We start from the raw sequence: 13,531 nt of genomic DNA on the forward strand, positions 1-13,531 counted from the left end.
CCTGCCGGCCGCCGCCTGTGGACAACCGCGGAGCTCTGGGAAAAGGCCGCCCCGTCGCCCCTCGCGGTGGGCGGCGGGGCGGAGGTCACTTCTTGGCGGCCTTGTCGGCGGCGCCGCCGCTCTCGGTGGAAAGGGCGGCGACGAACGCTTCCTGGGGGACCTCGACGCGGCCCACCATCTTCATGCGCTTCTTGCCTTCCTTCTGCTTCTCCAGCAGCTTGCGCTTACGGCTGATGTCACCGCCGTAGCACTTGGCGAGAACGTCCTTGCGGATGGCGCGGATGTTCTCACGGGCGATCACGCGGGCGCCGATCGCGGCCTGGATGGGCACCTCGAACTGCTGGCGCGGGATGAGGTCCTTGAGCTTCTTGGCCATCTCGACGCCGTAGGCGTAGGCCTTCTCGCGGTGGACTATGGCGCTGAAGGCGTCGACCGCCTCGCCCTGGAGCAGGATGTCGACCTTGACCAGGTCGGCCTCCTGCTCGCCGGAGGGCTCGTAGTCGAGCGAGGCGTATCCGCGGGTGCGCGACTTGAGCTGGTCGAAGAAGTCGAAGATGATCTCGCCGAGCGGCAGGGTGTAGCGGATCTCGACGCGGTCCTCCGAGAGGTAGTCCATGCCGAGCAGGGACCCGCGGCGGCTCTGGCAGAGCTCCATGATCGCGCCGATGTGGTCGGCGGGCGAGAGCAGCGTGGCCTTCACCACCGGCTCGTAGATCTCGGCGATCTTGCCGGGCGGGAACTCGGAGGGGTTGGTGACGACGTTCTCCTTGCCGTCCTCCATGATCACCCGGTAGATGACGTTGGGAGCGGTGGAGATCAGCGAGAGGTTGAACTCGCGCTCCAGCCGCTCGCGGACGATCTCCATGTGGAGCAGGCCGAGGAAACCGCAGCGGAACCCGAAGCCCAGGGCCGCGGAGGTCTCGGGCTCGTACACCAGCGCCGCGTCGTTCAGCCGCAGCTTGTCCAGGGCCTCGCGCAGCTCGGGGTAGTCGTCGCCGTCGATGGGGTAAAGACCGGAGTACACCATGGGCCTCGGGTGCTCGTACCCGCCGAGGGCCTCCTTCGCCGGGCGCGCGGTGGTGGTGACGGTGTCGCCGACGCGGGCCTGCCGGACGTCCTTCACGCCGGTGATCAGGTAGCCGACCTCGCCGACGCCGAGCGACGTGGAGGGCACCGGCTCGGGCGAGATGACGCCGATCTCCAGCGTCTCGTGCGCCGCCCCGGTGGACATCATGATCGTGCGCTCGCGCTTGGAGAGCTGCCCGTCGATGACCCGGACGTAGGTGACCACGCCGCGGTAGGTGTCGTACACCGAGTCGAAGATCAGCGCCCGGGCCGGGGCGGCGGCGTCGCCGACGGGGGCCGGCACGTGCGCGACGACGTGGTCGAGCAGCTCGCGGACGCCCTCGCCGGTCTTGCCCGACACCCGCAGCACGTCCGAGGGGTCGCAGCCGATGAGGCCCGCCAGCTCCTCGGCGTACTTGTCCGGCTGGGCGGCCGGCAGGTCGATCTTGTTGAGCACCGGGATGATGTGCAGGTCGGCGTTCATCGCCAGGTAGAGGTTGGCCAGCGTCTGGGCCTCGATGCCCTGCGCGGCGTCGACCAGCAGCACCGCCCCCTCGCACGCCTCCAGCGACCGCGACACCTCGTAGGTGAAGTCGACGTGGCCGGGCGTGTCGATCATGTTGAGCACGTGCCCGTCCCAGGGCAGCCGGACGGCCTGCGACTTGATGGTGATGCCGCGCTCGCGCTCGATGTCCATGCGGTCGAGGTACTGCGCGCGCATCTGCCGGGCGTCGACCACACCGGTCAGCTGCAGCATCCGGTCGGCAAGCGTCGACTTGCCATGGTCGATGTGCGCGATGATGCAGAAGTTGCGGATCAACGCGGGGTCGGTCTGGCCAGGGTGGATGCGCACCGGGGTCCGTTTCGGCAGGATTGACGATGGATCGGGAGGCTGGCGGGCCAGCCGCCACCCATGGTGGCACGCCCGGGTGGTCACCCAGGCAGCGTCACCCGGACAGCAGATGCGCGGCAACACGCGCCCGGAGCCGCCGGCCGAATGGGCCCGCCGGCCACGCAGGCGTGTCGGTGCCGCGCTTCGCCCTCCAGTTTACCGGGCACCAAGACCGTCGAGCTCGTCACTGCGCTAGGATGACGGCGCAGGCGTATGCCATGGTCTGTCGATTTGAGGGCGGCCACGGCATGTTGGTAACCTGTTCACCTGCGTGTGGCGCGCCCTCTCTGCCCGCGCGCCCCATCCATCGACTTTCACCGAGGCTTCTTCGTGGCGAACATCAAGTCCCAGATCAAGCGCAACCGGCAGAACGAGAAGGCCCGGCTGCGCAACAAGGCCGTCAAGTCCTCCCTGAAGACGGCGGTCCGCAAGTTCCGCGAGGCCGCCGAGCAGGGCAACTCCGAGGACGCGCTCGTCCTCATGCGCGCCGCCTCGCGTCAGCTCGACAAGGCTGTCAGCAAGGGCGTCATCCACAAGAACCAGGCGGCCAACCGCAAGTCCGCCATCGCCAAGCGCGTCGCCGCTCTGCAGACCGCCGAGTGATCCGCTCGGGCGTCCGCCCGAGCGATCAGGCAGTCCCGCACGTACGGGTATCCCACAACGCCGTGTCCAGGTAGGACGCGGCGTTTTGGCATGCCCGCCCTCCACCGCGCGTGTACGTCCCGGGCTGTAAGCGCTGATGCCCCGACGGCTACGTCCCGGGCGTGAAGGCGGTGACGGCCGGTACGGCGTCCACGGCAAGAGCGGAAGGCCGCCGCGACGGGCGTCTCACGCAGGCCGACGGTGTACGGCGTCCGCGGCACGGGCGAACCGCCGTCCGCCGACGTTACACCTGGGATTGTCCCGATTTCGGTATAACACGGCCGTTGCCAGGTGATATCGGGTCCGTCACCTTCCCTTCCCCATAGCCCTTACCCCACAAAACCGCTCGTAAGGTGCATAAGACGCGAACGGCGCAGGTGGAAGGCGGGCTTCATGCGGGGGCGGACACCTTTGGTGCTGCGGCGTGCCTTCAGTGAGCCGCTCCTGTTGCTGGCGGCGTTCGGCTCGATCCTGCTGGCCACCACCACGCTGGTCGCGCTCACCATGTACGCCTCCTCCATCGCGCAGGTCGGCGTGCGCCGGGCGATGGAGACGGCCTCCCCCGACCTCACCGCGATCCGCGTCACCGCGCCCGTCCAGCAGGCGACCTACCAGCGGATCGACCGGTCGGTCCGCGACCGGCTGGCCGCGCGCGTGCGGGACGGCGGCGCCGAGGTTCCGCAGCGCCTGACCTTCAGCGCCCGCTCCGACTCCTACGCCATGCCCGGGCAGGAGCGGCGCCGGCAGCCCGATCTGACCCGGTTCGGCGTCTACGACGGCATCGAACGGTCGGCCCGGCTGGTCACCGGCGTCTGGCCTCGTCCCTCGGAGACCGGGACGGTGGAGGTCGCGCTGTCCGAGCCCGCCGCCCAGGCGATGAACCTGACCGCCGGGAGCGGGTTCACCGTGGTCGGCCGGCTGGACCACAAGCCCGTGCGCGCGAAGGTGACCGGGGTCTTCCAGCTCCAGGACCCCTACTCCGACCGCTGGAACGGCGAGGACCTGCTCCGCAAGGGCACCGACCGGGGCAACTACACGACCTACGGCCCCCTGATGGTCCCGCGTGCGACCTTCCTGGCCAGGTTCACCGCCACCAGCATCGCCGCCACCTGGACCTCGGTGCCCGACCTGCGCCGGCTGCCGCCCGAGCGCCTGCGGCCGTTCGCCGCCTCGGTGTCCGCCGTCGGCGAGGACCTCCAGCGGGACTGCCGGCCCTGCACGACCTTCACCCGGCTGCCCGACATGCTCACCCAGCTCGACCAGGCCGCGCTGGTCGCCCGCTCGACCATGCTCGTACCGGTGCTGCAACTGCTCCTGCTCGCCGCGTACGCGCTGGTGCTGACCGCGCGGCTGCTGGCCGACCACCGGCGCATGGAGATGGCGCTGCTGCGCTCGCGCGGCGCGGGCAGCCTGCGCCTGACCGTCCTCACCGGCGCCGAGGCACTGCTGGTCGCCGTCCCCTGCGCCGTCGTCGCGCCGTTCCTCGCGCCCGCGCTGCTGAGCCTGGTCAACGCGATCCCGTGGATCCAGGCGGCCGGGGTGCGCATCACCCCCCGGCCGGACGCCGCCACCTTCGCGTTCGCGGCCGGCGTCGCGCTGGCCTGCGCCGTGCTGCTCGCCCTTCCCGCGCTGCGCGGCGCCCGCCGGACCTACGTCGAGGAGCAGGCGGTACGCGGCCGGGGCGAGCGGCAGGGACTGCTGGAGCGGGCCGGCGGCGACATCGCGCTGCTCGCTATCGCCGCGATCGCGATCTGGCAGCTCCAGCACTACGGCGCCCCGGTGACCGCCACCACCGGCGGCGACCTCGGCATCGACCCGCTGATCGTCACCGGCCCGGCGCTGGCCCTGCTGTGCGGCGGGATGCTCGGGCTGCGGCTGGTGCCGCGCGTCTCCCGGCTCGCCGAACGGTTCACCTCGCGGCGTCCTGGTCTGGCGCCCGCGCTCGGCGCCTGGCAGGTGAGCCGCCGTCCGCTGCGCTACTCCGGGCCCGCCCTGCTGCTGACCATGGCGGTGGCGATCGGCGTGGTCTCGATGGCCACCGCCGCCACCTGGCGGTCCTCCCAGCGGGACCAGGCCCGCCACCAGGCCGCCGCGGACCTGCGCGTGTCCGGTCCGGTGGAGGCCCCGGAGCTCGGGCCGCTCGGCCGCGGGGCCACCTACGGCGGGCTGGCCGGGGTGAGTGCCATCAGCCCCGTGTACCGGGGGGTCACCTCCTTCTCCGGCGCCAACCCCACGCTGCTCGCCGCCGACGCGGCCAAGCTGGAACACCTGCTCATGCTGCGTCCCGACCTGTCCTCCGCCTCGGTACCGACGATCGCCGCACGCCTGACCGCCGGACGGCCCGCGGCGCCCGGCCTGCCTCTGCCCGGCACGCCCAAAAGCCTGTCGATGACCGCGCGGTTCGGCGTGGACGCGCCCGCCGACCGGGCCGGATACGACGGGCTGCGGATCCAGGTGCTGCTGTCGGACGCGCTCGGCGCCCACCGCGAGGTCCAGATCGGGCCGCTGCCCGCCGACGGCCGTTCCCACCCCGTCACCGTCGACCTCGCCGCCCTGGCCGGGCGGACGGGCGCTCTCAGTTACCCGCTGAACCTGCGCGGGTTCCTCATGGACGTGCCGGTGCCCGCAAGCGGCAGCGGGCTCACGCTGGCGCTTTCGGGCGCGCGGACCGACACCGGCGCCCCGGTGGTCCTGCCCGAGGCGCTGCGGTGGGGCCCCGTCCTGCGCGGGGAAGGCCACGTCGACGCCTCCAAGATCACCGCCACCGGCGGCCCGGCGCTGCTCTCGCTCGCCGTCCCGGCGCCCAAGGCGCAGAAGCCGCCCCGGCAGAGCGACCCCGAGCACCTGGCCCTCGTCGCCGCGCCCGCCGCGCTGCCCGCCACCGATCTGGCCCCGCACCTGGACGGCTCCGCGGGGGCGATCTTCCGGCCGGTCCCGGTCGTGCTCACCGCCGACCTCGCCTCCGCCCAGAACCTCACCGAGGGCAGGACCGCCACCATCAACATGGAGGGCGAGCAGCTGAAGGTCCAGGTGGCGGCCATCGTCGCGTCGATGCCTGGCACGCCGGCGGGGACGCCCGCCATCCTCGCCGACCTGCCGACCATGCTCACCAGGGACGTCTTCGCCGCCCGGGTGCCGCGCGCGGCCGGAGAGTGGTGGATGGCCACCCGAGACGGCGACACCGCCGCGGCGGCGACCGAACTGGCCCACCACCCCGAATGGGACCAGACCGTGGTGGACCTCGGCTCGCTGACCCAGCGGCTGAGGGACGACCCGCTCGCCAGCGGCCTGCAAGGCGCCCTCATCCTCGGCTTCGTCGCCGCGCTGATCTTCGCCGTGCTCGGCTTCCTGGTCAACGCCGCCGTGGCGGCGCGGGAGCGGACCGCCGAGTTCGCGATCCTGCGCGCCCTCGGCATGAGCTTCCGGCAGATCTTCGGCCTGCTGGCCGTCGAGCAGACCTTCCTCATCGGGCTGTCGCTCGCGGGCGGCACGGTGCTGGCCATCGCCGTCGCGAGCCTGGTCGTCCCGCACATCGTGCTGACCGGGCAGGCGGTCTCGGTGACCCCGTCGGTGCTGCTCGACATCCCCTGGCCGGCCACCGCCGCCCTGCTCGCCGTGGTCGCCGCGCTGCTGTTCGCCATCGTGGGCGGTCTCGCCCGCTCGCTCCGCCGGCAGGGTCTCGGCCGGGCACTGCGGATCGGAGAGGACCGATGAACCCGCTGCTTCTCCTCAGGGTCCACCGGGGCGCCGCGACCGTACTGGCGCTGCTGGCGCTGAGCGCGACGCTGCTGGTGTGCGCGCTGCCCCGGGCGTTCGAGCGGTCCTACGACGACGCCCTGCACGGCGTCCTGGACGACACCGCGGCCAGCCTCACCGACGTCACCGTCGAGGTGCGGGCGCCCAGCACCAGCGCGCTCGGCACCGAAAACGCCTTCGCCGCGGGCGACCGGCACTTCCGCGGCCTGCTGCCCGCCCCGGTGGCGCAGGTCATGGACCACGGACCCGGCGCCGACAGCCACTACGGGGCCAAGACCATCGGCACCCCGGTCGCGGGCCGCCTCGAAGGCGGTGCACGCCCGTACCAGTACGTCGACATGGCCTGGCTGTCCGGCGCCAACCGGCGGATCCGGTACGTGGCGGGCGCGCCGCCCGGGGCCCCGGTCACCCTCGCCCGCGTCCCCGGCCGCCCGGAGCTCACCGACGTCACGCTCTTCGAGATCGCCCTGTCCAAGCAGGCCTCCGACAAGATGGGCATCCCGATCGGCGCCACGCTCATCCTGGGCAACAGCCGTCCCTCGCTGGCACGGGTCACCGGGCTGTACCAGGCCCTGAACCCCCGCGACCGCTACTGGCAGCACAACAACGACCTGCTGACCGTGACCGTCCTGCGCCAGCCCAACTTGGACGCCGAAGAGCTCTACATCACCGGCCTGACCAGCCCGCAGTCGCTGGCCAAGCTGAGCGGCGAGGCCCGGGCGCTGAGGTACCTGTGGGTCCTCGGCGTCCAGAACAGGGCGCTCACCGCCCGCAACGCCGCTCCGGTGATCGACGGCATCGGCGCGTACCTGCGGACGATCGTCACCGACGCCAACGGGCCCATCACCTACGACCCGCAGATCCGCATCGCCCCCTACGACCTTGACACTGCGCTGCCGCAGGTCCTCGGAAAGTTCCTCGACCGGCTCAGCACCGCGCAGACGCTGATGTTCCTCATCCTGGGCGGCCTGATCACGGTGGCCGTCGGCGTCCTGGCCCTGGCCGTGCAACTGCTGGCCGAACGCATGCGGAGCGGCCTCACCCTGGCCCGGGCCCGCGGCGCGTCGCTGCGCCAGATCGTCCTCACCGGCACCGGCGCCGTCACCCTGGCGCTGGTCCCCTCGGTGCTGGCCGGCTACTGCCTGACGTTCGCCTTCCCCGGGCCCGCCACGCCGATCGTGCACCTCGGCCCGCTGCTGATCACCCTGGTCACGATCGCGTTCACCGCCGCCCGCCTGGCCGCCGGCCACCGCAGTCCGATCGAGGACCGCCGCGACGACGTGGTCGCGCGCCGCCCGTCCCCGCGCCGGATCGCCCTCGAGGTCGTGGTGGTCGTGCTCGCCCTGGCCGGCGCCTACCTGCTGCGCACCCGCGGGCTCACCACCCAGGCGCTGCGGCAGGGCGCCGACCCGTTCCTCATGCTCGTGCCCGCCGCGCTCACCGTCGCCGCCGCCCTCATCACGCTGCGCTGCTACCCCTACCCGCTGCGGCTGATCGTCTGGGCCGCCGCCCGCGCGCGCTCCGCCGTCCCGTTCGTCGGGCTGACCCTGGCGGCCCGCGCCAGATCGGTCACCTCGCTGCCCGTGCTGATCCTGCTGCCCGCGCTGACCGTCTCGGTGTACGGAGCGGTCGTCGGCGGCGCGCTGGAGCAGACGCAGCGGCTGGCCGCCTGGCAGGCCACCGGGGCCGCCGCCCGGGTGGAGGCGTCCGCCGAACTGCCCACCGACGTCGTCGAACGGGTCCGCCGCGTGCCCGGCGTTCAGCAGATCCTCCCCGCGGACAAGGGCATCGCCCAGGTCGGCCTCGGCGGCAGGACGGCGACCGTCGTGGCCGTCGACCTCGACGCCTACCGGCGCATCCTGGCCGGGAGCCCGCTGGACCCCCCGCACGCCGCGCCCGGCCTGCCCGGCGCCGCCATCCCCGCCCTCGTCTCACCCGACCTGGCCGGCATGAGCTCCTTCGAGATCGGCTGGCACGTCCGCATGAAGCTCACCAAGGCGGGCGTCATCCGCGAAGGGCTCCCCGGCGTGAGCTTCACGGTGAACAACCTGATCGTGGTGCCCTACGACGCCTCGAAGCGGGCCGGGTTCCGCACCTTCACCACCATGCTGCTCATCGCCGGCCAGGACATCGACGGCGCCAAGCTGAAAGCGGCCACGGGCAACCGTCGCGACATCCTGGTGTCCACCTTCGACGAGTCGCTGCGCCAGGTCACCGCGACGCCGCTCGCCGGCACGATCATGACCAGCTTCCGCGTCGTGACCGCCGCCCTGGCCGTGTACGCGCTGCTCACCGTCATCATCGCGCTGGTGATCGGCGCCGCCGAGCGGGCCCGCGCCCTTTCCTACCTGCGCACCCTCGGCCTGTCCGAACGCCAGGCGTCCGCCCTGACCGTCCTGGAGATCACTCCGTTGATCCTGCTCACCGCGTGCGCCGGGCTGCTGCTCGGCCTCGCGCTGCCCGCCGCGCTCGGGCCTGCCATCGACCTCAGCGCCTACGCCGGCGCCCTGACCGTCGGCGACTACCGGCTCAGCCCCACCACACCCGTCCTGCTCGCCGCCGGACTGGCCGCCGTTTCCGTGCTCGGCGCGTTCCTGCACGCGAGGTTCGGCGCCCACCGCTCCCTCGGCTCGGCCCTGCGAGTGGGCGAATGACCGCCACACCGACACCGCCCACCGGGGAGGCACAGTGAACACACCGGGCGCAGTGAACACCGGCAGCATGGACAGCGCCGGCACGATGGACACCCCGACGCTGTCGGAGCTGGAGGAACAGGCCGGCAAGGCCGGGCCCGCGTTCGGCGAGCACGCGCACATCCTGTGCGACAACCTCGTGCGCATCTACAAGACCGAGGGCGTCGAGGTGGTCGCCCTGCAGGGGCTCGACCTGCTCATCGAGCAGGGCGAGCTGATCGCCATCGTGGGCGCGTCCGGCTCGGGCAAGTCCACGCTGCTCAACGTGCTGTCCGGGCTGGACGTCCCCACCGCGGGCGTCGCACGGGTCGCCGGCACCGACCTGCTGTCCATGACCGCCAAGGACCGCCTTCGCTACCGGCGAGAGATCGTCGGCTTCATCTGGCAGCAGACGGCGCGCAACCTGCTGCCCTACCTGACCGCCCGGGAGAACGTGCGGCTGCCCATGCGGCTGGCCGGCAGGCGCGCGGGCGCGGCGCGCGCCGACGAACTGCTCGAACTGCTCGGCGTGGCCTACTGCGCCGACCGCAAGCCGACGGAGATGTCCGGAGGAGAGCAGCAGCGGGTGGCCATCGCCGTCGCCCTGTCCAACTCCCCGCAGGTCATCCTGGCCGACGAGCCCACCGGCGAGCTGGACACCGAGAACTCCGAACAGGTCTTCGCCGCGCTGCGCCGGGCCAACCGGGAGCTCGGCGTCACCGCCGTCATCGTCACCCACGACGCGCTGGTGTCGGAGCAGGTCGACCGGACGGTGGGCATCCGCGACGGGCGGACCAGCAGCGAGACGCTCCGCCGCGCCTCCTCGGACGGAAAGATCATCGCCGAGGAGTACGCGGTCCTCGACCGGGTGGGGCGCCTGCAGCTCCCCAGGGACTTCACCAACGCCCTGGACATGGAGCGCCGCGTGCGTCTGGAACTCGAACGCGACCACATCGGCGTATGGCCGGACAAGCCACAACCGGGGGACTCCGAATGACCACCCAGCCGAACGACTCCGCCCCCCACGACGCCACCCCCGGCGGCCGGGCTCCCCGCCACGAGGGCGGCGCGCCCCTCCACGAGGCCGGCGCCCACGGCACCGGCGACCACACCTCGCCGGAACCCGCCGCCGAACCCGCCCCCGCCCCCAAGGCGCCACCGGCCCAGCACGCCACCCCCCACACAGACCACCCGCCCAGCGGCCACACGGGCGAAGCACTCGACGACCACCCGAGCGAGACACCCAGCAACCGCACGGGCGAGGCACCGAGCGGCGGCACGTACGAAGCAGCGCGCAGCCGCACGGACCAAGCACCGAGCGACGACAGGGGCGAGGCGGCGACCGATGGCCGCACGTCGGAGGCGCTCGTCCTCGTCCGAGGGCTGCGCAAGGTCTACAACAGCGGCCCCAAGGAGGTCGTGGCCCTGGACGAGGTCTCCTTCGAGGCCTACCCGGGCGAGCTGATCGCGATCAGGGGACGCTCCGGATCGGGCAAGACGACTCTGCTCAACCAGATCGGCGGCCTGGACCGCCCCGACGGCGGACGCGTCGTCGTCGCCGGGCGCACCGTCACCGAACTGGCCGAACCAGGACTGCTGGAGCTGCGCCGGGACGTCATCGGCTTCGTGTTCCAGTCGTTCGGCCTGATCCCCGTCCTGTCGGCGGCGGAGAACGTCGGCGTGCCCATGCGGCTGTCCCGCGTCCCGGCCGCCGAACGCGACGAGCGGGTGCGCATGCTGCTGTCGCTGGTCGGGCTCGAGAAGCACCGGAACCAGCGGCCCTACGAGCTGTCCGGCGGTCAGCAGCAGCGCGTGGCGATCGCGCGGGCGCTGGCGAACCGTCCCAAGCTGCTGATCGCCGACGAGCCGACCGGCCAGCTCGACTCGCAGACCGGCCGCCAGATCATGCAACTGCTGCGCGCCCTGGTCCGCAGCGAAGGAGTGACCGCTCTGGTCGCCACGCACGACCCGGCCCTCATCACCCTCGCCGACCGAGTCCTCCACCTCCACGACGGCGCCTTCACCACCCCCATCCCCATCCCCACCCCGGCCTGAACCTCCCAGGGGGCGTGGTCGGTCAGCGGCCGGTGCGGCTGGCGACGATGAGCTGCACCATTCGCTCCAGCGCGTAGGCGGGGTCGGTGCCGCCGCCTTTCACCTGTTCGTCCGCGGTGGCGACGGCCTGTACGGCGCGGGCGAGCCCCTCCGGGCCCCACCCGTTGAGCTGGCGCTTCACGCGGTCGATCTTCCAGGGAGGCATGCCGAGATGGCTCGCCAGCTGCCCGCCGCGCAGGTTGCGCGGAGCGCCGCCCACCTTGGCCAGCGACCGTACCCCGCCGGCCAGCGCGCTGACGATCAGCACGGGGGCCACTCCGGTGGCTAGCGCCCACCGAAGCTGTTCCAACGCCTCGCCCAGCCGCCCCTCGACCGCCTTGTCGGCGACCGTGAAACCGCTGACCTCGGCCCGCCCTCGGTGGTACCGCGCGACGGCCGCCTCGTCGATCGCCTTGCCGGGGGTGTCGAACGCGAGCTGCCCGCAGGCCGCGGCGAGTTCGCGCAGGTCGTTGCCCACCGCGTCGAGCAGCGCCTGGGCGGCGTCGGCGCTGATGGTGCGTCCGGCGTGCCTGATCTCGTTCTTGACGAAGTCGAGCCGCTCGCCGGGCTTGGTGATCTTGGTGACGGTGACGACGGCCGCACCGGCCTTCTTGACCCCTTCGACCAGGGCCTTCCCCTTCACCCCGCCTGGATGCACCAGGACGACCACGGCGTCCTCGGACGGGTTCTTGGCGTAGGTGACGATCTCGGCGATGACGTCCTTGCCCAGATCCTGCGCGGATCGGAACACGACGACGGCCCGGTCGCCGAACAGGGACGGGGAGGTGAGCCTGGTCAGCTCCCCCGGCTCGACCTTGCCGCCGAACAGGTCATGGACCTTGGTCTCGGGGTCGTCCGCCCGCGCGGCCGCGACGACCGACGCCACGGCCCGGTCGGCGAGCAGCTCCTCGTCTCCGACGACGAGGGTCACGAGTGCTGGTTGCGTCGCCATGCGAGCAGCATCCCACGGCCGCGAGCCCCAGCGGCAACCGACCGGAGACCACCCGGCCGGACCCCGCACGGGCGACCGGACCAAGACCTTCCGGCCGATGACGGCGGCCTGGAAACCTGCCTGCCCACGTGTCTGCGAACGGCGGAAAAGAAGGATCAGACGGGAATCTCCGCCGCACCGATCGGTTCGGCCGGCACAGAATCGGCGTGCGTCATCGAGTTCAGCTTCAGGCTGCACTGCCTCGCCGGCTCAACTAGTGACTTCAGCGATCACGCAGGAAATCATGTGAAAGAGACGACCAGGAAAGGCGAACCTTGGAGGGCGGTCCGTGAACGGTGAGGGTACGTACACCGGCTTAGGCGAGACGATCGGCACCGCGCTCCGGCGCTCCGCCGGAACACGGCCCCGACGGTGGTTGCTCGCGATCACCCTGGTCGTGGGCCTGCTGACCGCCGTGGGGCTGAGCATGACACTGCCTCCCGCGGATCGGACGTTCGCCACGATCATCGAGCCGGTGCAGAGCCTGATGTCGGTCACGGTGCCGTTCCTCGGCGTGCTGCTGGCCGGCGACCTGTGGAAGGCGCCTGGTACGGCCCGCCCCCTGCCGTCCTTGCTGGCCGCGACACTGCTGGCCGCCGCCGTCGGTGTGTTCGGCCTGGTGGTCTGCGCCCTGGCGCTCGCGGTCGCTTCGTCCGGTTCCGCCGCGGATCCATGGCTCAACGCCGGCACCGTCACCGCAGGGAGCGTTCTGGTGCAGATCGTCGGCCAGTTGGTGGGCACCGGGCTGGGCCTGCTGATGCGCTCACCTGTGATCGCGTGCCTCGCCACCCTCGCACCGATGGGCCTGTGGTGGGCGCTGGGCGCCGTCGACTTCCTCCGCCCCGCCCAGGCGTTCACCCCGTACGCCACCCTTCGCAACCTGCTCTCCGGCCACATGAACCCGCTGACATGGACGCAGTGGGTCGCGGTCCTGCTGATCTGGGGCGTGGGCCTGAACGTCCTTGGCGCGGCCCGGCTGAGGCGGAGTCAGCAGCCGACACCGCGAGCGGAATACGCCTGAGCCCGGCGTAACGCCCTCCTCGAACTGACGCGACCCGACGCCACCGGCCCCACGACGCGAAATACGCCTGAACCCGCGTAACACCTTGCTCGAACTGACGCGAGCCGGCACCACCGGCCCCACGACGCGAAATACGCCTGAGGCCGCGTAACACCTTGCTCGAACTGACGCGAGCCGGCACCACCGGCCGCACGACGCGAAATACGCCTGAGGCCGCGTAACATCCTGCTCGAACTGACGCGAGCCGGCGCCGGCGCCCACGATGTGGAATACGCCGCAGACCGCGTAACGCCCTGCTCGATCGGCGTAAACCGGCGCCACCGGTCCCACGATAGGGAGAAGGATCGCCGGAGGGGTGGGCCACCACACACGAGCAAGACGTCCAACCGGCGATTTCC

Annotated in this window: 8 protein-coding genes; 6 read left to right on the plus strand and 2 right to left on the minus strand. The window is 72.0% G+C overall.

Annotation, left to right across the window (positions count from 1 at the left end; all coding sequences use genetic code 11):
* Positions 1–85: 85 nt before the first annotated feature.
* Positions 86–1,912, minus strand: coding sequence for a translation elongation factor 4 (gene lepA, locus ABZU32_RS01020; protein WP_354915835.1), 1,827 nt, complete (start codon positions 1,910–1,912; stop codon positions 86–88).
* Positions 1,913–2,287: 375 nt separating this feature from the next.
* Here lepA and rpsT point away from each other — a divergent pair, with 375 nt between their 5' ends.
* The 5 genes from rpsT to ABZU32_RS01045 all read left to right on the plus strand — a co-directional run bounded on the left by rpsT (position 2,288) and on the right by ABZU32_RS01045 (position 11,082).
* Positions 2,288–2,560: a 30S ribosomal protein S20 gene (gene rpsT, locus ABZU32_RS01025; protein WP_354915376.1), complete on the plus strand. Its 273-nt coding sequence runs from the start codon at positions 2,288–2,290 to the stop codon at positions 2,558–2,560.
* A 432-nt stretch (positions 2,561–2,992) separates the two neighbouring features.
* Positions 2,993–6,313: an FtsX-like permease family protein gene (locus tag ABZU32_RS01030; protein WP_354915379.1), complete on the plus strand. Its 3,321-nt coding sequence runs from the start codon at positions 2,993–2,995 to the stop codon at positions 6,311–6,313.
* On the plus strand, positions 6,310–9,009 hold the full coding sequence (locus tag ABZU32_RS01035; RefSeq protein WP_354915382.1) for an FtsX-like permease family protein: 2,700 nt from the start codon (positions 6,310–6,312) through the stop codon (positions 9,007–9,009). Before ABZU32_RS01030 ends, ABZU32_RS01035 begins: the two co-directional genes overlap by 4 nt.
* Before the next feature lie 34 nt (positions 9,010–9,043).
* Entirely contained in the window at positions 9,044–10,024 is a 981-nt protein-coding gene (locus tag ABZU32_RS01040) for an ABC transporter ATP-binding protein (protein ID WP_354915385.1), read from the plus strand.
* Positions 10,021–11,082, plus strand: a complete 1,062-nt coding sequence (locus ABZU32_RS01045; RefSeq protein WP_354915388.1) for an ABC transporter ATP-binding protein — start codon at positions 10,021–10,023, stop codon at positions 11,080–11,082. The genes ABZU32_RS01040 and ABZU32_RS01045 overlap by 4 nt, the downstream gene beginning before the upstream one ends.
* A 22-nt stretch (positions 11,083–11,104) precedes the next feature.
* On the opposite strand, the gene holA is transcribed toward ABZU32_RS01045, so the two are convergent.
* Complete coding sequence (holA, locus tag ABZU32_RS01050) at positions 11,105–12,073, minus strand: DNA polymerase III subunit delta (RefSeq protein ID WP_354915391.1); 969 nt, start codon at positions 12,071–12,073, stop codon at positions 11,105–11,107.
* Positions 12,074–12,401: 328 nt separating this feature from the next.
* On the opposite strand from holA, the gene ABZU32_RS01055 reads away from it, so the two are divergent.
* Entirely contained in the window at positions 12,402–13,133 is a 732-nt protein-coding gene (locus ABZU32_RS01055) for a hypothetical protein (protein WP_354915394.1), read from the plus strand.
* Positions 13,134–13,531 lie beyond the last annotated feature (398 nt).

It is taken from the genome of Sphaerisporangium sp. NPDC005288 (assembly GCF_040607475.1).
GTDB classification, from domain to species: domain Bacteria; phylum Actinomycetota; class Actinomycetes; order Streptosporangiales; family Streptosporangiaceae; genus Sphaerisporangium; species Sphaerisporangium rhizosphaerae.